Annotated in this window: 20 protein-coding genes and 3 rRNA genes; 1 reads left to right on the top strand and 22 read right to left on the bottom strand. The window is 40.5% G+C overall.

All coding sequences use genetic code 11. The features are described from left to right. Nucleotide 1 precedes the first annotated feature (1 nt). The 4 genes from rnmV to metG all read right to left on the bottom strand — a co-directional run bounded on the left by rnmV (nt 2) and on the right by metG (nt 4,980). A complete protein-coding gene (rnmV, locus tag BK575_RS26845) occupies nt 2-556 on the bottom strand; it encodes a ribonuclease M5 (protein WP_078414552.1) in 555 nt (184 codons plus the stop codon). Nucleotides 557-673: 117 nt separating this feature from the next. After that, entirely contained in the window at nt 674-1,891 is a 1,218-nt protein-coding gene (locus BK575_RS26840) for a G5 and 3D domain-containing protein (RefSeq protein WP_078414551.1), read from the bottom strand. Nucleotides 1,892-2,111: 220 nt separating this feature from the next. Then, complete coding sequence (locus BK575_RS26835; RefSeq protein ID WP_078414550.1) at nt 2,112-2,882, bottom strand: TatD family hydrolase; 771 nt, start codon at nt 2,880-2,882, stop codon at nt 2,112-2,114. A 136-nt stretch (nt 2,883-3,018) separates the two neighbouring features. After that, the gene (gene metG / locus BK575_RS26830) at nt 3,019-4,980 is read right to left on the bottom strand and encodes a methionine--tRNA ligase (RefSeq protein ID WP_078414549.1); all 1,962 of its coding nucleotides are present in this window, start codon (nt 4,978-4,980) and stop codon (nt 3,019-3,021) included. A gap of 511 nt (nt 4,981-5,491) precedes the next feature. Here metG and BK575_RS26825 point away from each other — a divergent pair. Further along, complete coding sequence (locus BK575_RS26825) at nt 5,492-5,776, top strand: AbrB/MazE/SpoVT family DNA-binding domain-containing protein (protein ID WP_028397351.1); 285 nt, start codon at nt 5,492-5,494, stop codon at nt 5,774-5,776. Nucleotides 5,777-5,919: 143 nt separating this feature from the next. Here the strand turns inward: BK575_RS26825 and rsmI are convergent, their stop codons facing one another. From rsmI to dnaX, 18 genes are all read right to left on the bottom strand, one after another. Further along, complete coding sequence (gene rsmI / locus BK575_RS26820) at nt 5,920-6,801, bottom strand: 16S rRNA (cytidine(1402)-2'-O)-methyltransferase (protein ID WP_078414548.1); 882 nt, start codon at nt 6,799-6,801, stop codon at nt 5,920-5,922. Between the two features lie 4 nt (nt 6,802-6,805). Further along, entirely contained in the window at nt 6,806-7,069 is a 264-nt protein-coding gene (locus tag BK575_RS26815) for a GIY-YIG nuclease family protein (RefSeq protein WP_078414547.1), read from the bottom strand. Then, nucleotides 7,056-7,802 (bottom strand): tRNA1(Val) (adenine(37)-N6)-methyltransferase, encoded by a 747-nt coding sequence (locus BK575_RS26810; protein WP_078414546.1) that lies wholly within the window; start codon nt 7,800-7,802, stop codon nt 7,056-7,058. The genes BK575_RS26815 and BK575_RS26810 overlap by 14 nt, the downstream gene beginning before the upstream one ends. A 78-nt stretch (nt 7,803-7,880) precedes the next feature. Beyond that, the gene (yabA, locus tag BK575_RS26805; RefSeq protein ID WP_028397347.1) at nt 7,881-8,243 is read right to left on the bottom strand and encodes a DNA replication initiation control protein YabA; all 363 of its coding nucleotides are present in this window, start codon (nt 8,241-8,243) and stop codon (nt 7,881-7,883) included. 14 nt (nt 8,244-8,257) lie between these two features. Beyond that, nucleotides 8,258-9,085, bottom strand: a complete 828-nt coding sequence (locus tag BK575_RS26800; RefSeq protein WP_078414545.1) for a PSP1 domain-containing protein — start codon at nt 9,083-9,085, stop codon at nt 8,258-8,260. Between the two features lie 4 nt (nt 9,086-9,089). Next, entirely contained in the window at nt 9,090-10,082 is a 993-nt protein-coding gene (holB, locus tag BK575_RS26795) for a DNA polymerase III subunit delta' (protein WP_078414544.1), read from the bottom strand. Nucleotides 10,083-10,107: 25 nt separating this feature from the next. Next, complete coding sequence (locus BK575_RS26790) at nt 10,108-10,437, bottom strand: cyclic-di-AMP receptor (protein ID WP_078414543.1); 330 nt, start codon at nt 10,435-10,437, stop codon at nt 10,108-10,110. 124 nt (nt 10,438-10,561) lie between these two features. Continuing rightward, entirely contained in the window at nt 10,562-11,200 is a 639-nt protein-coding gene (tmk, locus tag BK575_RS26785) for a dTMP kinase (protein WP_078414542.1), read from the bottom strand. A gap of 20 nt (nt 11,201-11,220) precedes the next feature. After that, nucleotides 11,221-12,666, bottom strand: coding sequence for an aminotransferase class I/II-fold pyridoxal phosphate-dependent enzyme (locus BK575_RS26780; protein WP_078414541.1), 1,446 nt, complete (start codon nt 12,664-12,666; stop codon nt 11,221-11,223). Nucleotides 12,667-12,977: 311 nt separating this feature from the next. Beyond that, nucleotides 12,978-13,172, bottom strand: coding sequence for a sigma factor G inhibitor Gin (locus BK575_RS26775; protein WP_169907992.1), 195 nt, complete (start codon nt 13,170-13,172; stop codon nt 12,978-12,980). A 143-nt stretch (nt 13,173-13,315) separates the two neighbouring features. After that, nucleotides 13,316-13,431, bottom strand: a 5S ribosomal RNA gene (rrf, locus tag BK575_RS26770). A gap of 69 nt (nt 13,432-13,500) precedes the next feature. Then, nucleotides 13,501-16,432 (bottom strand): 23S ribosomal RNA (locus BK575_RS26765). Between the two features lie 294 nt (nt 16,433-16,726). Next, a 16S ribosomal RNA gene (locus BK575_RS26760) occupies nt 16,727-18,276 on the bottom strand. The 16S, 23S and 5S rRNA genes sit together here, the layout of an rRNA operon. Before the next feature lie 363 nt (nt 18,277-18,639). After that, complete coding sequence (locus BK575_RS26755) at nt 18,640-18,900, bottom strand: pro-sigmaK processing inhibitor BofA family protein (RefSeq protein ID WP_078414539.1); 261 nt, start codon at nt 18,898-18,900, stop codon at nt 18,640-18,642. A 141-nt stretch (nt 18,901-19,041) separates the two neighbouring features. Continuing rightward, nucleotides 19,042-19,263 carry a YaaL family protein gene (locus BK575_RS26750; RefSeq protein ID WP_078414977.1) on the bottom strand — a complete coding sequence of 74 codons (222 nt, stop codon included), beginning with the start codon at nt 19,261-19,263 and terminating at the stop codon, nt 19,042-19,044. A gap of 19 nt (nt 19,264-19,282) precedes the next feature. After that, nucleotides 19,283-19,879 (bottom strand): recombination mediator RecR, encoded by a 597-nt coding sequence (gene recR, locus BK575_RS26745; protein WP_028397459.1) that lies wholly within the window; start codon nt 19,877-19,879, stop codon nt 19,283-19,285. 15 nt (nt 19,880-19,894) lie between these two features. Next, the gene (locus tag BK575_RS26740; RefSeq protein ID WP_028397458.1) at nt 19,895-20,215 is read right to left on the bottom strand and encodes a YbaB/EbfC family nucleoid-associated protein; all 321 of its coding nucleotides are present in this window, start codon (nt 20,213-20,215) and stop codon (nt 19,895-19,897) included. Between the two features lie 21 nt (nt 20,216-20,236). After that, entirely contained in the window at nt 20,237-21,922 is a 1,686-nt protein-coding gene (gene dnaX, locus BK575_RS26735) for a DNA polymerase III subunit gamma/tau (RefSeq protein ID WP_078414538.1), read from the bottom strand. Nucleotides 21,923-21,933: the final 11 nt, after the last annotated feature.

Raw genomic sequence — 21,933 nt, 5'->3', positions numbered from 1 at the left:
TTTACATGCCCTCCTCTTGAATGTTTTGTAGCGCCTCTATAAATGTTTCCTTCGAAATCTGAAACATTTGCAAGCGCTTATGAAGCTGTTTGCCATTTGTATAACCAATTTTTAATATTCTACCCAACTTTTCCCTACGTTCACTGGCCCCTGATCCACCGATGAGCCCAGCATCAATGAGATCTTGCTTAGTAATTTCGCCTTCTCCTTCTATCCACTCCTGTTTCACATGCTCCAGGGCAGCTCTAATGGATTCAGAAGAAGCATGCTCAACCCCAATTTTCTTTCCATTTTTCGCCCTGGCTTCTTCCTTAGGTAAAAAAGCGTGTTTACAACCAGGAACTCTTTCGGCAATCGTTTTACGGATTTTCTCTCCAGGATAATCCGGATCGGTGAAAATGATGACTCCCCTTATTTCTTGAGCTAACTTAACTTTTTCAATCGTTTCCTCGTTGACCGCTGAACCATTTGTTTCAATTGTATCAGCATTAACTGCCCTCTGAATGGCCGTTGTATCATCGCGTCCCTCAACTACAATAATCTCTTTAATTTTCATTTTTTCCTCCAAAAGATGAAACTTTCTTGTCTTTGTTACGTCTAATTAATAACAAGACAGAAATCCTTTATATTTTAACCTAAAAAAGGCAGAGGATAAAATCTCCTCTGCACATCATTAATTTAATACTTTTATTTTAACGGTGCGGCGTCCCCATCTATACGCTTGGGATTTATCAGCAAAGAATACATCAATCTTGTTTCCCTTGATTGCTCCCCCTGTATCACCAGCAATCGCATAGCCGTATCCTTCAACATAAACCTTACTTCCTAGAGGAATGACATTTGGATCTACTGCGATAACTTTCGCATTTGGGTTTGCACGTAAGTTAATGCCTGTTTTCGTTTTACCAGAACAACCATTACAAAAAGCGGTATAAGCGGTAGATCGGACATAAAACTCTTTCGCCCCCTGATGGTCATCACGAGATACCTGGACCGCTGCTGTTTGGGCAACAGGCTTTACTAATTTGGAACCTACAGCCACTACACGATCTTTACTCTGTTTTAATTGTTCTGTTTTCACTAATTTTCGAGAAATTTCTTTACCGTTCTCCACGGTAACTTCGTAATGTTTGGCGATACGCCCTTCAATTCCTTCAGATACCACTTTTTCATTACCCTTTTCTAAAGAAGGGTCATTCTTTGTAACCACTGCATAGCCAACTGGTTCTTCCACTACATCGGTGACTTTTTCCACTCTTACAACACTTACGACGGCATTAGGTGTGACTAGGCTAGATAAACTAGGGTCTACACGGTCTAAATCATCTAGTTTTATTTCTTGTTGCTTTAAAAAGTCAGCGACCGTAGTCGAAGTGGACCACACTTTCTGTTCATTTCCACCTTGATTCAGCTTTACCGGAAAAGCCTTACTTACTTGAACCGTTAAATTCTCTTTAATCGATGTATCTAAATCAGGTTGTACTTGGTCATGCTTTGATATGTTAATCTTTTCGTTTGCAAGGACTTCTTTGATAGTATCTGCTGTTGTCCAAATGTTTTTCTTTTGGTTATCGACTACCAATTCAATGGGTTTCGCCGGCTCCCAAATAACATTCATATTACTGTTTACACTCGCTGATAGCGTATGGGATAAATAGTCCTCATCTCGGACTTTTATGTCTTGCTCTTTCAGCAATTCCCCTACCGTATCTGCGTGCGTCCTCAGCTTTTCTTTTTTTCCATCAATCGTGAGAGAAACTGATGCTTGTGTCGCTGTATACACAGTAAACGATAAAACTGCCGATACGACGACGAAACTTGTAAGCATAATACTCAGTTTTTTCTTACTCCTGATAGAATTGGAAAACAGCTTTTTCACGTTTTGTAACACGATGAAAAACTCCTCCTTCTCTCGCAGAGATTATATAGAGTACTTATCAACTTGTCAACCCTCCCACTTGGGTAATGGATATAGTCTATTATGTCTAAACTTTCACAAAAAGGGAAGGGAGACTTGTCGACAAGTTTATACTATGAGCAAAAGGAGTCTTGTAGAACTTTTTTATTCTACTGGGTTTATGGACAAAATTACCTGAAAAATCATTCGATTTTTATCGATTAATGCCGAATAATTTCTTAGCATTTTCTGTTGTTTTTTTGGCTAACTCTTCATAATCCACTTGTTTTAGTTCAGCAATTTGTTCTGCTACATATGAAACATAACTAGGCTCATTTCGTTTTCCTCGGTAAGGATGAGGGGTCAAGTATGGACAATCTGTCTCAATCAGTAATTTATCGATTGGAATTGCCGCTGCCACTTCCTTTGGCTTTTTCGCGTTTTTAAAGGTGACAGGTCCTCCAAATGAGATATACATATTCATATCCATGCATTGTTTCGCTACTTCCAAACTACCAGTGAAACAATGCATGACTCCGCCTACTTCTTCTACTTTTTCTTCCTTAAGAATACGAACTACATCCTCGGTAGCATCGCGATTGTGGATGATAATTGGCAGATTCACTTTTCGGGCTAAGCGAATTTGTTGGCGAAATACCTCCTGTTGAATCTCTTTTGGTGATTTATCCCAGTAATAATCAAGTCCCATTTCTCCAAGCGCAACAACTTTAGAATGGGAAGAAAGTTCTTCAAGCCACTCTAAATCTTCTGCCGTCATGTCAATTGCATCTACTGGATGCCAGCCGACACTGGCATAAATGAAATCATACTTTTCTGTAATCTCCATTGCTTTTTGAATTGTTCCCCGATCAAATCCGACCACTACCATATACTCTATTCCCGCTTCTCGAGCGCGCCCAATTACTTCTTCTAAATCATCCTTATACTGGTCCGCATTCAGATGAACATGAGTATCAAATAACATATTTGCCTCCTTATTTTATCCATATACAAATATAGTTTCTTAAAATAACAAGAAGAAGATGATTTCCTGTTTTAATCCATACAAGAAATCAATCTTCTTTCTCCTTAACAATCAATAATACTATTTTAAAATATATTTATTTGATTTTTGTTCCATTAGACAATGATTGATCGACACTTGCCACAAATAAACCATTTTCATCTTCCCCTGCCAAAATCATCCCTTGAGACAACTCGCCTCGAAGTTTAACAGGCTTTAAATTGGTCACACAAATGACCTTGCGTCCCACTAACTCTTCCGGCTTATAGAATTTGGCGATACCAGAGATGACCTGGCGCTTTTCATAACCTAAATCCAGTTGAAGCTTCAATAATTTATCCGCCTTTTTGACAGACTCTGCTTCTGTTACTTGTGCTACTCGCAATTCTACTTTCATGAAGTCATCAATTGTAATTTCTTCTACTTCCGGCACTTCTAATACTTCCTTCTTTTCCTCAGTTGCTGGAGCCGCAGGTCCTTGCATTTGCTGTTTAATGTATTCAATTTCTTCAGCTAAGTCTAGACGCGGAAATAATGGCTGGCCTTTGCACACTTTCGTTCCTTCAGGAATTGCTCCGAACTCAGACATGCTTTCCCATGTTTGAAATTCCTCATTTTTAATTCCGAGTTGTTCAAAAATTCCTTCTGGCGTACGAGTTAAAAACGGCTTCAATAAAATAGCTGTATGACGGAGAGACTCCGCAAGATGAGTCATCACAGAGGCAAGCTCACCTCTTTTATCTTCCTCTTTCGCCAAAGCCCAAGGTTGTGTTTCATCGATATATTTATTAGTACGACTCACCAATTGCCATAAAGCCGTTAATGCTACTGAAAACTCCATCCGCTCCATTGCTTCTTCGAACTTTTTCACAGTCTCGTGCTGCATTTGAACAAGCTGATCATCAAAAGGTGTCACAGATCCTTTATAGACAGGAATCATACCATCAAAGTATTTATCAATCATTGCCACTGTACGATTTAATAAATTTCCTAAGTCATTGGCCAAGTCAAAGTTAATACGCTCCACAAATCCTTCTGGTGTAAATACTCCATCCGCTCCAAAAGGTACCTCGCGTAATAAGTAATAACGAAGGGCATCAAGACCATAACGATCAATTAATACAACGGGATCCACAACGTTACCTTTTGATTTCGACATTTTGCCGTCCTTCATCAGCAACCATCCGTGGGCAAACACTTTTTTCGGTAATGGAAGATCAAGAGCCATTAACATGATTGGCCAATAAATGGTATGAAAACGAACAATTTCTTTCCCTACCAAATGAACATCGGCCGGCCAATATTTTTGATAGTTTGAATCATTGTCTGTCCCATAACCTAGTGCTGTAATATAGTTAGATAAAGCATCAATCCATACATAAACAACATGTTTAGGATTACCAGGCACCTTAATTCCCCAATCAAATGTTGTACGGGATACGGCCAGGTCTTCCAAACCTGGTTTAATGAAATTATTAATCATTTCGTTTTTACGAGACTCAGGTTGAATAAACTCTACATTTTCTTCATAAAATTGTAAAAGTCGATCTGCATATTTACTCATTTTAAAGAAATAGGACTCTTCTCTTACTTTTTCAACGGGACGTCCACAATCTGGACAATTGCCTTCTATTAATTGACGGTCTGTATAAAAGGATTCACACGGTGTACAATACCAGCCTTCATACTCATCTAAATAAATATCTCCTTGCTCTAATAGACGAGCAAAGATTTTTTCGACCACTTCTTTATGGCGTCCCTCTGTCGTGCGAATAAAGTCATTATATGAAATATCAAGCTTCTTCCATAAATCTTTAATCCCAGCTACAATATCATCTACATATTGCTGCGGAGTTACACCTTTTTCTTCTGCTTTTCTCTGGATTTTTTGTCCATGCTCATCAGTACCCGTTAAGTAGTAAACATCATATCCTCTTAAGCGTTTATATCTGGCCATTGAATCGCCAGCTACAGTTGTATACGCATGACCGATATGTAATTTATCACTAGGATAATAAATAGGTGTGGTAATATAATACGTTTTCTTTTCTCCTGCCATTTCAGCTACCTCCAACATAATTGCATGACCGATAAAAACAGTCTGAATATAAAGATGACACTATGTGTTCTTTCCTATCATATATTACTATTTTACATGATAAATTCAAAAAATTCCTTTCTTATTCCCTATAAACCATTATTATCATCTTCAGCCAAATTCATAAAAAAATATACAACCTTCTTTTCAATCTTTTTCTTTGTGTCGAATTGTCTTTCGTTCATGTCGAAAATTCGACATTACTCTCAATTCTTTCTTTAACTAAATATTATTCTACCAATACTTTTTATGCGTTTTTTGGAAAGATAATACCTGTAAAAAAATGACTAACGGTCAATAAATGTTGATTTATAAGGCTTTTTATTTATTTTTTATTATCTACAGATTTTTACATATAAACTTATTGACTGCTTTTGGAAACACTGGTATGATGAAATCACAGATGAATTTGTCGAATAATGACGAAAAAATGATATAGAGAACGAAAAGAATGAGAGGAGATTACGACATTATGAAATCTACAGGTATCGTTCGTAAAGTTGATGAATTAGGACGCGTGGTAATTCCAATTGAATTACGCCGTACATTGGGGATCGCAGAGAAAGATGCATTAGAAATTTATGTTGATGAAGAGCGTATTATTTTAAAGAAATATAAACCAAACATGACTTGCCAAATTACAGGTGAAGTATCAGATGATAACCTTCAACTTGCTGATGGTAAATTAATCGTTAGCCGTGAGGGAGCAGAAAAAATCTTAGAAGAACTTCAAAAGAGCTTACAACTTTCCAAATAAATTTCACTTTAATTGAATTCTTATGATTAAAGGAAAAGACCCTTTACTTAATGTAGAGGGTCTTTTTTATTGGTGGCTATATTCCACAGTAATGTTCGCTTTCTACTTTTCATCTTTTTAATTCATTCAGGATAAAGAGTCATTCATACATTTTTATGATATTCATTATAAATGTCCCGCTTAGATACATTTCGATCCTTTGCCGCTTGCTTGATTGAGTCTTTATTATTCATTCCTTTTTCTTCTATATAAAAGTTAACATGCTCAATAACGTTAAGCTGCTCCCACCAGATATATTCCTGCTCTTCCTCATCTTCACCTTCATTCCCTTGGACGATGAGACAAAATTCTCCACGGATTTCCTCCTTATTTGCCCATTCCAGCATTTCCTCTAAATTACCTCTTATAAATTCCTCGTACCTTTTTGTTAGCTCCCTTGTTACAGCAATAGGACGGTTTCCAAGCGCTTCAAGCATTAATTGCAGGGTTTCCTTTAAACGATGGGGCGCTTCATAAAAAATAAGAGTTGCTTTTATTTTCTTTAGTTGTGCCAACTGCTCTTTTTTCTGTTTTTTATGTCTTGGCAAAAAACCATAGAACATGAAATTGGAAGTCGGCAATCCAGAAGCGATCAAGGAAGTTAAAGCAGCATTTGCTCCTGGCAGCGGAACAACATGATGCTGATTTTGAGATGCTAAAACAACCAATTCGTATCCTGGATCAGAGATGGTCGGCATTCCTGCATCACTGACGAGAGCAATAATTTTTCCTGCTTCTAAATCACTTAAAATCTGCTTCCCTTTACTCTCTTTATTATGTTCATGGTAACTCACAATAGAAGTGTCAATTTCAAAATGGTTACATAGTTTTTTTGTCTGCCTTGTATCTTCAGCTGCTATATAATCTGCTTCTTTCAATAAACGAATAGCACGGAATGTCATATCTTCCAGGTTCCCAATAGGAGTCGGAACCAAATATAACATACCGCCTTTTCGCTGCTCATTGTAGCTTTTCTGTTGCCACATGATCTCAGATTCTCTCCTTTTTCAAAAATGCCTCTTTTTCAGGCCTTTTCAGTTTTTTGAATTGCGCCTCCGCTTTCATCGCTTCACTTTTAGAAGAAAACTCCTCATAAAAGATTAATGTCACCGGTTTTCTAGAATTAGTATATTTGGCGCCCTTTCCACTATTATGCTTATCCACACGATGTTGAAGGTCAGTGGTGTAACCAGCGTAAAAACTCCCATCATTACATTGCAAAACATAGAAATAATGGGTCTTACTGTTCACCATATAGAATCGTCCTTAACTCTTTTGTATACTCATTATTTTCATTATATACAATGAGCGGCGGCAAAATCTTTAAGTTCGGCTGGCCATTTTTTATCCCTTCCACTAAAATCGTATTGGATTCCTTGCCAGGCTTCGGATAGACAAACTGTAATCGCTTTGGCTCGATTTTATATTGACGCATCAAAGAAAGGATATCCATTAACCGTCCTGGACGATGGACAAGGGCTATCTTTCCTCCTGCTCTTGTCAATTGACTGCTAACGCGAATGACATCCTCCAGCGTACAATGAATTTCATGGCGCGCGATAGCTAAATGCTCATTCAAGTTAATTTCATCTTTATTAGGAGTTTTAAAATAAGGGGGGTTACAAGTTACAACATCAAATTTTCCATATCCCAGTTTTGTCGGCATATCTTTCAGGTCGCCATGTATCAGATTAATACGATTCTCTAATTGATTGTACTCTACGCTTCTGACAGCCATATCATATAATCTTTCTTGTATTTCCACACCTGTAATCTTTCCCTTTGTACGTCTTGATAAAAATAAAGGAATCACTCCATTACCTGTACAGAGATCAATCACATTTCCTTTTTGAATAGGCATATAAGCAAATCGGGCAAGTAATACCGCATCTAAAGAAAAAGCAAACACAGAAGGACTTTGAATAATACGTAATTGTTCTTCAGCCAATAAATAATCTAACCGCTCATCTTCACGTAAATGTACCATTTCTCTTTTCCTCTCTTAGTTGAAATATAAATCCCATAAAAATAGCCTCTCCAAAAGGAAAGGCTATCTTTATATCCACTACTTTTTATTTAAAAATGATAAACAAAATAAGCAATCTCCATCTTTTCGGACACTTCCATAATGAATATTACAAATATGGAACCCTTCTTGATAAAGACGGGCAAGGTTATCATATCCCTCACCGATATCGACCTTTTGCTCTTTTTCCTGTTTGCTCACTTTATGTTTGTGGTCTTTTCGTTTCATTTCCAAAGTCGTCTGGTCAAGGCGGCGACGCAGATGGTCATTTTCAAGCTTTAAATGATGATTTTCTTCAATTAATTGGGCTAAATGTTCCTTTAGGTTCCCAAGTTGATGATATAAATGGCTTATTTGTTCTTCCATATTTGTGACCGAATCAAAAATTTCTTTCTTATCCACCTTTACCCACCTCGTTACTCTGTAGCTTGAAATGAAACAGCCCCTTCTTTTACAATTTCATCTAATGTAAATTCTAGAATTTGCTGACGGTCTAACAATTCTACCTGCAAAATTCGCTCAAGAATATTTAAGCCGACTACTTTTCCCTTACCATTCGGTGTTTGAATTGTTTCTCCTAAATCAGGCAGTTGTTCTTTCGCCGTTTCATATTCATCATTTTCATATTTTAAGCAGCACATCAGCCTTCCACATAGTCCTGAAATTTTTGTTGGGTTTAAAGATAGATTTTGATCCTTTGCCATTTTAATGGACACAGGCTCAAAATCCCCTAAAAATGTCGAACAGCAAAGCATACGACCACAAGGACCAATACCGCCTAATAATTTTGCCTCATCACGAACTCCAATTTGGCGCAGTTCGATTCTCGTGCGAAAAATAGATGCCAAATCTTTCACGAGTTCTCTGAAATCAATTCGGCCGTCAGCCGTAAAGTAAAAAATTACTTTATTGCGATCAAATGTATATTCGACATCTACTAATTTCATATCAAGATTATGCTCATGAACTTTCTGAACACAAACATCATAAGCTTCCTTTGCTGCCTGTCTATTTTCTTCTACTATCAGCCTATCTTTTGCATCTGCAGTGCGAATGACTTTCTTCAAAGGAAGTACAACATCATGCTCACTTACTTGTTTTTTATTAATCACGACCTTGCCGAACTCGACTCCCCGAATGGTTTCTACAATAACAAATTCCCCATCTGGAATAATAAGCTCACCAGGGTCAAAATAATATATTTTCCCCGCCTTTTTAAAGCGGACTCCTACTACATCATACAAGCGTTTATCCCTCCTGCAAATCCAACACCAGCTGCTCCATCAACAATTGTAAATTCATATTGGAGTTTAGCTTATTTTTCGCCTTCAGAATGGCTTCTAAATCATGAATCGTCCTCTTTTGAGTAATTTGAAGGGCTTGCTGTTTTAACTGTTCGAATCTATCGGTAAACACAACCGTATTTTCTTGATCCAACTGAATTGATAATAAATCTCTGTAAATCATAAGCAACATGTTCAACCCCAGCTCGGCTTGTTCCTTTTCAGAAAAATGCTCCATCCATTTCTCATGAATAAATAGCAAACCTTGCTGCGGTCTTGTCGCCAGCATTTCATTTAATTGTATCACTAACTTACGTGCAAGTCCAAACCATTCATCCTCATATAGCTGAAGAGCTTCTTCAAAGTTATTGGTTAGCTTCGCTAACAGAACAGCAAAAGCTTGAGGAACTTGCTGTTCCATTAATTTATCCCGAAGATCTTCCGGTGTTAGAGCACGAAATGCAATAACTTGGCACCTTGATGTAATAGTATTTAACAGTTTATGAACCTGTTCTGTTAGTAAAAAGGCATATGTGTCGCTGCTTGGTTCTTCTAGGAATTTCAATAAGCTATTTGCCGCATTTACTGTCATTTTATCGACATGTTCAATAATATAAAGCTTTCGGTTAGATTCTACTCCCGTTTTCATGAACTCCGATTGCAGGTGTTGAATTTGCTCTTTTTTAATGGATAATCCATCAGGTGTAATTTGATGAACATCGGGATGATTAGCAGAGTCAATACGCCGGCAATTACTACATTGGTTGCAAGGTTTATATTGTTGTAACTGCAAACAAAAAAGGCTTTTAGCAAATAAAAGAGCAGCATCTTTTTTTCCCGTTCCTTTTCCACCTTCAAATATATAAGCGTGGGCTACTCGTTCTTTTACTAAACCGTTCTTTAACATTTTCATGACATTGGGTTGTATTTGTTCAAGCTGTTCCCACGTTTTATTCATATTCTAATCACCTTTTAGTCCTCTATTAAAATTGGTAAAAGTCATCTACCGGCAAAACAAATACCGTAGCTCCTCCCACCTCTACCTCGACTGGATAGGGAATATACGAGTCTGCATTCCCTCCGAGCGGTGAAACAGGCGATATGAGCTGCTTACGATGGTGACAGTGAATTTTAATGATTCCAAGAGCATCATCTACACGCCCATCGTCTGTCCCAATCATAATCGTTGTATTACCTGATTTCAAGAAACCTCCACTGCTCGCTAATTTAGTAGCACGGAAATTCTTTTCGACTAAAGCATTCAGTAACTTGGTGCTATCTGAGTCTTGAATCACCGCTATGATTAATTTCATCAGTAGCTCACCTCATCGTCTTAAGTATGATTTCCTCGTTTTAATGATCCGTATCTCCATCAATTGAGGGTTCATTTTATTCTTTATTATAACAACTTACATAGGAGCTTTAATAGTGTGCAGCCTATGAATGTTCTGTAGATAGATAGCTTTTCATTTTTTGATAAATTTCTTGGTGTACTTCATCTACTGGTTTGTTTGCATCAATTAAACAGATACGTTCCGGAAACCTCTCTAATAGGGTCAAATATCCTTCTCTTACTTGATAATGGAACTCAAGCTTTTCCAAATCAAGTCGATTGATTTCCCGTTCTTGGTTTTGATTGATTCTCCTCAGTCCAATTTCCGGATCAATATCTAGGTAAAAGGTTAAATGAGGCATCAATCCATTGATTGCAAACTCATTAATTTGATAAACTTCATTCATACCTAACCCTCTGGCAAAGCCTTGATATGCCATTGAACTGTCAACAAAACGATCACACACTACAACTTTTCCTTCTTTTAGAGCAGGAATCACTTTTTCTGCTAAATGCTGCCTTCTCGCTGCAGCATAAAGCAATGCTTCCGTTCTAGGATCCATCTCCGTATTCTCAGGGTTCAAAATAATCTTTCGAATGTCCTCCGCGATTTTAATTCCACCTGGTTCTCTTGTTAATAAAGTAGAATATCCTATATCCTTTAATGACTGGTTTAACATTTGAATAACGGTTGTTTTTCCAGCACCCTCGGGTCCCTCAAATGTAATAAATTTACCTGGCACGTCTTATTTCTCCTTTTATGTCAAAATACTTCCAATTGTTGATTAGATAATGCTTGTCCTCCTTGAATTTTGGCACCTAATTCTTGTAAGTGTGAAATATAATCAAGATGACGTTTCGTAATTAATTCCCCCTCCAGTAAAATAGGGATTCCTGGAGGATAAGGGATAACAGGTGAAGCTGCTACCTTCCCAATTGCTTCTTCAAAAGGAACTGTTCTTTTCTTTAATAAATGCATCTCCTCATAACTTATAGCTAATGTGGTGTTTTGAAAAGGAAAAGGACAAATTTGATTTATATCAAAACTAGTTTCCGTATTAATGATTTCCACTAAGGCCTTTTTTATTTTTTGAAGGGATTGTTCAAAGGGAAACTGTTCGCTAAGAGGCAAAACCAGCAGCACATGAAACGGATCGGCTAGCTCACTATAAATCTGTTGAGATTCTAATTGTTTTTGTAAGTTATATCCAGTTTTGATACAGGAATGAACGGGTTCAATCATTACCTTCAGGGGATCTTCTTTTACATAAGACTCCATAGGAGATACAACCTTTATACCTTCTATTCCATTTAACCGCTTTTTAAATTGTGTTAAGCTCTGAACTAAAGAGCGAACTTGTATTTTTTCTGACTTTAATTGAGCTAAATAAAATCGAGCTAAATCAAGCGAGGCCATAAGAGGGTAAGAGGGACTACTTGATTGCAAAGCTCGCAAATAAAACTCTAACCTGTCCACATTAATAAAGGTCCCTTGAACATGTAAGTATGACCCCATGGTCATAGCCGGTAAAGTTTTATGAGCTGATTGAATAACTAAATCGGCTCCAGTCTGAACCGCGGATTTAGGGAAAGGATCTCCTAAGATAAAATGTGCACCATGGGCTTCATCTACAATAACAGGTATTTGATGATCATGGGCAACATCAATAATTCCTTTTAATTCCCTTGTGATTCCATAATAGTTAGGGTTTGTTAAAATGACAGCTTTTGCATATGGATACTGCTTAATAGCTTTTATAACATCCTCCTGATTAACTCCTGTACAAACATTTACATTTCCATCATACTCCGGAGCTATAAATATAGGACGAGCATTGGCCATCTTTAAAGCATTTAAAACGGATTTATGACAATCTCTCTGAACAATTACTATATCATCCTGTGAAACAACAGATAAAATGGAAGCTAAATTTCCTACTGTAGATCCATTCACTAAAAAGTATGTCTTATTCACACCGTAAAGATTAGCGGCTAAATATTGAGATTCAGCAATAACACCTTCAGGATCATGCAAATCGTCTAATCCTCTCAACTCTGTGACATCGATGTTTAAGATAGCGGAAAATAAGGAACCCAATTTTTCAGGAAATACTCTGCCATTTTTATGGCCAGGTACATGAAAAGAAATTGGCTTTCTTAAATAATGTGCCTGCAATTTAGTAAATAAAGGGGTTTGGGATTGATCCATTATAATCGCTCCTTCCCTATAAAAATTCAATAATATTTATTATAGCAATAAAAAGGGTGCCGTCTTAAAAATTTTCATAAAAATAAAAAGCCTCTTTATGAGGCCTTTTATTTTATGAATTAGCTTTGTTAAAGCCTAATGTCGGTATATGACTCATTTGAATGGAATGAAAAGAAAAATGAATTTCCTTCATCCTTTCTTTTCATTCCATTCACTTTCAGCTTTTGCTGAACGCATGCAAAATGATTATTTTGTACGCATGAGTCAAAAATAACGAAAATAAATATCATTGTTTTAATAAAGCCTGTGAATCAAAAGGATAATTTTTTTAGCTTTTGAATGAAATACAAATATAAATCAGTATGAACTTGCAAATTGACCATTTCCTTTTCACAATGTGCACAAATAAAATGATGGTGAATTTGTACCCCGTTTTCTTTTAATTCATCGCATATCATACATGCATCATTTGAATAATTTGAATAAGTAAATGGATATTGGTTCATATGTCCACCTCCATTACTCATTTATTCTCTATAAGGCCATCATTCATACTAAAAAAGATTAATAATATATCATACGCGGTAACATGATGTCTTGTTAATAAAAATAAAAAAAAGACTAGCCAAATGACTAATCTTTTTTAAGTGCCTGGCAACGTCCTACTCTCACAGGGGGAAACCCCCAACTACCATCGGCGCTGAAGAGCTTAACTTCCGTGTTCGGCATGGGAACGGGTGTGACCTCTTCGCCATCATCACCAGACAATATGAAGGTTATTCCTTCAAAACTAGATAACAAGCTGCTGAGGAAAGCACGTTGTGCTTTCTAAATGTGGTTAAGTCCTCGATCGATTAGTATCAGTCAACTCCACATGTCGCCATGCTTCCATCTCTGACCTATCAACCTGATCATCTTTCAGGGATCTTACTAGCTTGACGCTATGGGAAATCTCATCTTGAGGGGGGCTTCATGCTTAGATGCTTTCAGCACTTATCCCGTCCGCACATAGCTACCCAGCGATGCCTTTGGCAAGACAACTGGTACACCAGCGGTGCGTCCATCCCGGTCCTCTCGTACTAAGGACAGCTCCTCTCAAATTTCCTGCGCCCGCGACGGATAGGGACCGAACTGTCTCACGACGTTCTGAACCCAGCTCGCGTACCGCTTTAATGGGCGAACAGCCCAACCCTTGGGACCGACTACAGCCCCAGGATGCGATGAGCCGACATCGAGGTGCCAAACCTCCCCGTCGATGTGGACTCTTGGGGGAGATAAGCCTGTTATCCCCGGGGTAGCTTTTATCCGTTGAGCGATGGCCCTTCCATGCGGAACCACCGGATCACTAAGCCCGACTTTCGTCCCTGCTCGACTTGTAGGTCTCGCAGTCAAGCTCCCTTGTGCCTTTACACTCTACGAATGATTTCCAACCATTCTGAGGGAACCTTTGGGCGCCTCCGTTACATTTTAGGAGGCGACCGCCCCAGTCAAACTGCCCACCTGACACTGTCTCCCACCCCGATGAGGGGTGCGGGTTAGAATTTCAATACAGCCAGGGTAGTATCCCACCGACGCCTCCACCGAAGCTAGCGCTCCGGCTTCCAAGGCTCCTACCTATCCTGTACAAGCTGTACCAAAATTCAATATCAGGCTACAGTAAAGCTCCACGGGGTCTTTCCGTCCTGTCGCGGGTAACCTGCATCTTCACAGGTACTATAATTTCACCGAGTCTCTCGTTGAGACAGTGCCCAGATCGTTACACCTTTCGTGCGGGTCGGAACTTACCCGACAAGGAATTTCGCTACCTTAGGACCGTTATAGTTACGGCCGCCGTTTACTGGGGCTTCGGTTCAAAGCTTCGCTTGCGCTAACCTCTCCCCTTAACCTTCCAGCACCGGGCAGGTGTCAGCCCCTATACTTCGCCTTACGGCTTCGCAGAGACCTGTGTTTTTGCTAAACAGTCGCCTGGGCCTATTCACTGCGGCTCTCTCGGGCTTGCACCCTATCAGAGCACCCCTTCTCCCGAAGTTACGGGGTCATTTTGCCGAGTTCCTTAACGAGAGTTCTCTCGAACACCTTAGGATTCTCTCCTCGCCTACCTGTGTCGGTTTGCGGTACGGGTACCTCCCACCTCGCTAGAGGCTTTTCTTGGCAGCGTGAAATCAGGAACTTCGGTACTCTATTTCCCTCGCCATCACAGCTCAGCCTTACGGTGAACGGATTTGCCTATTCACCAGCCTTACTGCTTGGACGCGCATATCCAACAGCGCGCTTACCCTATCCTTCTGCGTCCCCCCATTGCTCAAACGGTGGGGAGGTAGTACAGGAATATCAACCTGTTATCCATCGCCTACGCCTTTCGGCCTCGGCTTAGGTCCCGACTAACCCTGAGCGGACGAGCCTTCCTCAGGAAACCTTAGGCATACGGTGGACAAGATTCTCACTTGTCTTTCGCTACTCATACCGGCATTCTCACTTCTAAGCGCTCCACCAGTCCTTACGGTCTAGCTTCACCGCCCTTAGAACGCTCTCCTACCACTGACATCGCAGATGTCAATCCACAGCTTCGGTGATACGTTTAGCCCCGGTACATTTTCGGCGCAGAGTCACTCGACCAGTGAGCTATTACGCACTCTTTAAATGGTGGCTGCTTCTAAGCCAACATCCTGGTTGTCTAAGCAACTCCACATCCTTTTCCACTTAACGTATACTTTGGGACCTTAGCTGGTGGTCTGGGCTGTTTCCCTCTTGACTACGGATCTTATCACTCGCAGTCTGACTCCCAAGAATAAGTCATCGGCATTCGGAGTTTGACTGAATTCGGTAACCCGTTGGGGGCCCCTAGTCCAATCAGTGCTCTACCTCCGAGACTCTTATCTTGAGGCTAGCCCTAAAGCTATTTCGGAGAGAACCAGCTATCTCCAAGTTCGATTGGAATTTCTCCGCTACCCACACCTCATCCCCGCACTTTTCAACGTGCGTGGGTTCGGGCCTCCATCCAGTGTTACCTGGACTTCACCCTGGACATGGGTAGATCACCTGGTTTCGGGTCTACGACCACATACTCATTCGCCCTATTCAGACTCGCTTTCGCTGCGGCTCCGTCTCTTCAACTTAACCTTGCATGGGATCGTAACTCGCCGGTTCATTCTACAAAAGGCACGCCATCACCCGTTAACGGGCTCTGACTACTTGTAGGCACACGGTTTCAGGTTCTCTTTCACTCCCCTTCCGGGGTGCTTTTCACCTTTCCCTCACGGTACTGGTTCACTATCGGTCACTAGGGAGTATTTAGCCTTGGGAGATGGTCCTCCCAGCTTCCGACGGGATTTCACGTGTCCCGCCGTACTCAGGATCCACTCAAGAGGGAACGAAGTTTCAACTACAGGGTTGTTACCTTCTTTGACGGGCCTTTCCAGACCTCTTCGTCTACTCCGTTCCTTTGTAACTCCGTATAGAGTGTCCTACAACCCCAAGAGGCAAGCCTCTTGGTTTGGGCTAATTCCGTTTCGCTCGCCGCTACTCAGGAAATCGCAATTGCTTTCTCTTCCTCCGGGTACTTAGATGTTTCAGTTCCCCGGGTCTGCCATCAATATCCTATGTATTCAGATAAAGATACTGTTCCATTACGAACAGTGGGTTTCCCCATTCGGAAATCTCCGGATCAAAGCTCACTTACAGCTCCCCGAAGCATATCGGTGTTAGTCCCGTCCTTCATCGGCTCCTAGTGCCAAGGCATCCACCGTGCGCCCTTTCTAACTTAACCTTGCGGTAAAAGATTAGCGTCGAATTTCTTCGTTGGCTTCGTTTCTGCGCTGCTCACGTATATAAATACGCTGTGCTGCTCGAAACTTCGCCGCCTCGAACTTCTCGCTTCTCTTTTCCCTTTGTTCATTGACAAAGGATTTATGTTTAGAAAAGTTTTCACTTTCCTCAGCTATTACTGTTATCTAGTTTTCAAAGAACAACCATGTACCTTCAGGTACACTTATCAACTTGAAGGATGAACCTTCAAAACTGAACAAAACGTTTCGTCAACGACTCTTGTAAAAATCCTTAGAAAGGAGGTGATCCAGCCGCACCTTCCGATACGGCTACCTTGTTACGACTTCACCCCAATCATCTACCCCACCTTAGGCGGCTGGCTCCTTACGGTTACCTCACCGACTTCGGGTGTTGCAAACTCTCGTGGTGTGACGGGCGGTGTGTACAAGGCCCGGGAACGTATTCACCGCGGCATGCTGATCCGCGATTACTAGCGATTCCGGCTTCATGCAGGCGAGTTGCAGCCTGCAATCCGAACTGAGAACGGTTTTATGAGATTAGCTCCACCTCGCGGTCTTGCGACTCTTTGTACCGTCCATTGTAGCACGTGTGTAGCCCAGGTCATAAGGGGCATGATGATTTGACGTCATCCCCACCTTCCTCCGGTTTGTCACCGGCAGTCACCTTAGAGTGCCCAACTAAATGCTGGCAACTAAGATCAAGGGTTGCGCTCGTTGCGGGACTTAACCCAACATCTCACGACACGAGCTGACGACAACCATGCACCACCTGTCACTCTGTCCCCCGAAGGGGAACGCTCTATCTCTAGAGTTGTCAGAGGATGTCAAGACCTGGTAAGGTTCTTCGCGTTGCTTCGAATTAAACCACATGCTCCACCGCTTGTGCGGGCCCCCGTCAATTCCTTTGAGTTTCAGCCTTGCGGCCGTACTCCCCAGGCGGAGTGCTTAATGCGTTAGCTGCAGCACTAAGGGGCGGAAACCCCCTAACACTTAGCACTCATCGTTTACGGCGTGGACTACCAGGGTATCTAATCCTGTTTGCTCCCCACGCTTTCGCGCCTCAGCGTCAGTTACAGACCAGAAAGCCGCCTTCGCCACTGGTGTTCCTCCACATCTCTACGCATTTCACCGCTACACGTGGAATTCCGCTTTCCTCTTCTGCACTCAAGTTCCCCAGTTTCCAATGACCCTCCACGGTTGAGCCGTGGGCTTTCACATCAGACTTAAGGAACCGCCTGCGCGCGCTTTACGCCCAATAATTCCGGACAACGCTTGCCACCTACGTATTACCGCGGCTGCTGGCACGTAGTTAGCCGTGGCTTTCTGGTTAGGTACCGTCAAGGTACCAGCAGTTACTCTGGTACTTGTTCTTCCCTAACAACAGAGCTTTACGACCCGAAGGCCTTCATCGCTCACGCGGCGTTGCTCCGTCAGACTTTCGTCCATTGCGGAAGATTCCCTACTGCTGCCTCCCGTAGGAGTCTGGGCCGTGTCTCAGTCCCAGTGTGGCCGATCACCCTCTCAGGTCGGCTACGCATCGTTGCCTTGGTGAGCCGTTACCTCACCAACTAGCTAATGCGCCGCGGGCCCATCTGTAAGTGATAGCCGAAGCCATCTTTCAACCAAGGACCATGTGGTCCTCGGTGTTATCCGGTATTAGCTCCGGTTTCCCGAAGTTATCCCAGTCTTACAGGCAGGTTGCCCACGTGTTACTCACCCGTCCGCCGCTGACTTCAGGGAGCAAGCTCCCATCTGTCCGCTCGACTTGCATGTATTAGGCACGCCGCCAGCGTTCGTCCTGAGCCAGGATCAAACTCTCCGAAGAAATGTTTGACTTGCTCATAATAAAATAGAATTAACGTTGACGTTTTTTTGTTTTGTTCAGTTTTCAAAGAACCTTTTCATCTTAAAGCGACTTTTAAAGTTTACCAACAAACAATCAGCTTGTCAATGTTTTTTTGTTTTTGTCACTGTCATCTCAGCGACGAATATAAATATATCACGAAAGAAAAATAAGGTCAACATGTTTTTTGATCTTTTTCACAAAAGAGTTTATAAATTACCTCCTCCATCATTATTGCTATATTCCCTTTATAAATAAACCCTCCTTTTGTTTACAAAGCAACAAAAATAAACCGCCTTAAAAACTCAGCGGTTTATTTACCAAAGATCTTCTATGAACATCCTTTTATAAAATCATAAAATCAATAATAACTAACGCCGCTATACCAAACACTCCTAGAAATCCCGAAATTCCAGCTGTCAAGATATTAATAGGTACATGAATATCCATTTGTCCGCCAAATGCATTAACGAAAAATAAAAGAAGGGCTCCTATTGCTAATTTAATCATTCCTTGTCCTATAAAACGTAGTACATTTCCTCCCCCTGCCAAAAGCAAGAAGACTATTAAGCCACTTATTAACAAAATTATAAAAATAGGCTCCACTTTTTCTCTCCCACCCTTTTTATTTAGCTAATACAAGTTTATGCTTCCCTTTTTTGAAAAGAACTAAAAAAGGAGGACGAACCACGCCCTCCTTGTCAAAAAAGTCGTTAATCAACGACCTTTTGACCCAGCTTCCTCTCTTTACATTTTACCAATTGAAATATTTCTTTTTTTAGCTTCCCTTAATAAATATAGATACTTCACTCGAGCCACTTTTACACTTAATAACACCTCATCAGAAGGATCTACACTCTTTTCAATAAGATCTGTTTGTTTTAACCAGTCACTTTTAACATTAACAAAGGTAGTTAGTAATTTTTCATCAAACTCTTTCTTTAATTGCCCTTTTCTTCTGAAAAACATCATTCTTTACCTCATCTTTTTACAACTTTCTCCGTCCCTCTATCGCTTTAGAAAGAGTGACTTCATCTGCATACTCCAGATCTCCTCCTACCGGGAGACCATGGGCAATCCTTGTAATATTGATTCCAGTAGGTTTCAGCAATCGAGAAATATACATAGCAGTAGCCTCTCCCTCTATATTCGGGTTGGTGGCTAATATGACTTCTTGAACCGTATCATCCTGCAGTCTTTTTAATAGATCTGGTATTTTGATATCTTCAGGTCCAACCCCATCCATTGGAGAAATAGCTCCATGCAATACATGGTACAATCCATTATATTCTTTCATTTTTTCCATAGCGATGACATCTTTCGGATCTTGCAGTACACAAATTACACTTCGGTCTCTACGTGGATCTTCACAGATATAACACGGATCTTGATCTGTAATGTGTCCACAAACTGAACAATACATCAGATTCCGCTTAGCATTGACAAGAGCCTTCGCAAAATCAAGTACTGTATCTTCTTTCATAGTTAATACAAAAAAAGCCAGACGAACGGCCGTTTTCGGGCCGATTCCTGGCAACTTCATAAAACTCTCAATCAATTTCGAAATCGGTTCTGGATAACGCATTTTTGCTTCCTCCTATTAGAGGCCTGGAATATTTAGTCCTTGAGTAAACTTGCCCATTGTAGAATTCGTGATTTCATCCATTTTCTTCAAAGCGTCGTTCGTTGCTGCCAATACAAGATCTTGAAGCATTTCAATATCTTCCGGATCAACTACTTCTTCTTTGATTTTCACTTCTAATACTTCTTTATTTCCATTGACAAGAACGGTAACCATACCACCGCCAGCTGTACCTTCAGCTGTTTTTTGCACCAATTCTTCTTGAGCCTTTTGCATATCCTTTTGCATTTTCTGCATTTGTTTCATCATCTTTTGCATATTTCCCATTCCACGCATCATTGTTTTTTCCTCCTTGACATTTTACTCTTTTATCTCGATGAGCTCTGCACCAAATAGTTTTTTTGCCTCCGCGATAAGAGGCTCTTCCTCTTGCTGCTCATTTTCATCGCCGCGTTGTCCTCGAAGAAACTCTTCTCTTACCTGTTCCCATTCACTATCGGGGATAGCTGTCATTTCGAGTTTCTTACCAATTAAAGTATATAAAATATTTTCTAAGTTATCACGTACATTATTATTATTTTCTGCTGCCATCTTACAATGAATTTCGTATTTGAATTTCAACACAAAATCATTTTCTGAAGAAGCGACAGGTTCACTATTTAATAAAAGAGCTGCATGAGAAGCTTTATTTTGTTGTTTTAATGTCTCCAAAAGCTCGGGCCAAGCCTTTTTTAGTACCTCTAAATTTTTTCGAGTAGCACTTTTTAATACTTCATGTATTTTACCAGTTGGCACTTTATAAGAACTTCTTGTTTGCCTTGAGGCTTTTCGATCTGTTGGAGCCGCCTCTCCTCCGCCATTGCGCTCAACTGCCAACCCGCTCTCCTTTATCCTTTGGAGCTGCATTTCCAAATCAGCAATTTTTTGTATAAGAGGGGCAAGATCACCTGTCTGTTGAGTTTTTTGATTCTCACAAAGCTTAACTAAAGCTACCTCCAGCAAAACCCTTGGGTGGTTTGTCCACTTCATTTCTTGTTGAGCATGATTTAGTTTTCGAATCACTTCATGAATAAATTCACTCGAAACACTTTCACTCAACTGTTGAAAGTTCTCATTAATAACAGCCCTTTCTAATAACTCAGGGCTTTTACCCCCGGATTGATAAAGAAGTAAATCGCGGTAATAAAAAATTAAATCCTCTACAAATTTTAACGGCTCCTTACCATTTCGGATGAGCTGGTCCACAGCATTCAGAGCTTTTACAACCTCTTGATCATAAATAGCCTTTGCTGCTTGAAACAAAAACTCTTGAGATACCGCTCCTGTAATGGATAAAACATCCTCTAGTGTAACTATTTCTTCACTATAGGAAATAGCCTGGTCCAATAAACTTAAAGCATCCCTCATTCCGCCCTCTGCAGCCTTAGCGACAGCATACAAGGCATCTTCTTCCGTTTCTACTTCTTGAGAGGAAAGAATATTTTTCATTCGAATGACCATATCATCCGGAGAAATTCGTTTAAAGTCAAAACGCTGACATCTAGAGATAATGGTCAAAGGAATTTTGTGAGGCTCAGTTGTCGCCAAAATAAAAATAACATGCGCAGGCGGTTCTTCTAATGTTTTTAGCAATGCATTAAAAGCTCCAATTGAGAGCATATGAACTTCATCAATGATATACACTTTATACTTTACCGCACTCGGCGCGTACTTCACTTTATCTCTTATATCCCTAATCTCATCTACACCATTGTTAGAAGCTGCGTCAATTTCAATCACATCAGATATCGATCCATCTGTAATCCCGCGGCAGGCGGGACACTCGTTACACGGCTCGGCTGTAGGGGCCTTTTCACAATTTACCGCTTTAGACAAAATTTTAGCAGCTGTTGTTTTCCCTGTACCCCTCGGACCCGAGAAAAGATAAGCATGAGAAAATTTTTCTTGAAGTAAAGCATTTTGCAGTGTTTTAATAATATGAATTTGACCTACTACATCCTCAAACTTTTGAGGCCGATAAACACGGTACAAGGCCTGATAAGCCATCCTACTCCCTC

The organism is Priestia abyssalis (assembly GCF_002019595.1).
In the GTDB taxonomy this organism is placed as follows: Bacteria; Bacillota; Bacilli; order Bacillales; family Bacillaceae_H; genus Bacillus_BA; species Bacillus_BA abyssalis.
This window is presented reverse-complemented; position numbering and strand designations above follow the sequence as displayed.

Coding starts and splice junctions, on each gene's coding strand:
- rnmV (WP_078414552.1), bottom strand. CDS start 556: ATGAAAATTAAAGAGATTATTGTAGTTGAGGGACGCGATGATACAACG.
- BK575_RS26835 (WP_078414550.1), bottom strand. CDS start 2,882: ATGTTATTTGATACTCATGTTCATCTGAATGCGGACCAGTATAAGGAT.
- metG (WP_078414549.1), bottom strand. CDS start 4,980: ATGGCAGGAGAAAAGAAAACGTATTATATTACCACACCTATTTATTAT.
- BK575_RS26825 (WP_028397351.1), top strand. CDS start 5,492: ATGAAATCTACAGGTATCGTTCGTAAAGTTGATGAATTAGGACGCGTG.
- rsmI (WP_078414548.1), bottom strand. CDS start 6,801: ATGTGGCAACAGAAAAGCTACAATGAGCAGCGAAAAGGCGGTATGTTA.
- BK575_RS26815 (WP_078414547.1), bottom strand. CDS start 7,069: ATGGTGAACAGTAAGACCCATTATTTCTATGTTTTGCAATGTAATGAT.
- BK575_RS26810 (WP_078414546.1), bottom strand. CDS start 7,802: ATGGTACATTTACGTGAAGATGAGCGGTTAGATTATTTATTGGCTGAA.
- holB (WP_078414544.1), bottom strand. CDS start 10,082: ATGAATAAAACGTGGGAACAGCTTGAACAAATACAACCCAATGTCATG.
- BK575_RS26790 (WP_078414543.1), bottom strand. CDS start 10,437: ATGAAATTAATCATAGCGGTGATTCAAGACTCAGATAGCACCAAGTTA.
- BK575_RS26780 (WP_078414541.1), bottom strand. CDS start 12,666: ATGGATCAATCCCAAACCCCTTTATTTACTAAATTGCAGGCACATTAT.
- BK575_RS26775 (WP_169907992.1), bottom strand. CDS start 13,172: ATGAACCAATATCCATTTACTTATTCAAATTATTCAAATGATGCATGT.
- BK575_RS26750 (WP_078414977.1), bottom strand. CDS start 19,263: ATGTTTTTCAGAAGAAAAGGGCAATTAAAGAAAGAGTTTGATGAAAAA.
- recR (WP_028397459.1), bottom strand. CDS start 19,879: ATGCGTTATCCAGAACCGATTTCGAAATTGATTGAGAGTTTTATGAAG.
- BK575_RS26740 (WP_028397458.1), bottom strand. CDS start 20,215: ATGATGCGTGGAATGGGAAATATGCAAAAGATGATGAAACAAATGCAG.
- dnaX (WP_078414538.1), bottom strand. CDS start 21,922: ATGGCTTATCAGGCCTTGTACCGTGTTTATCGGCCTCAAAAGTTTGAG.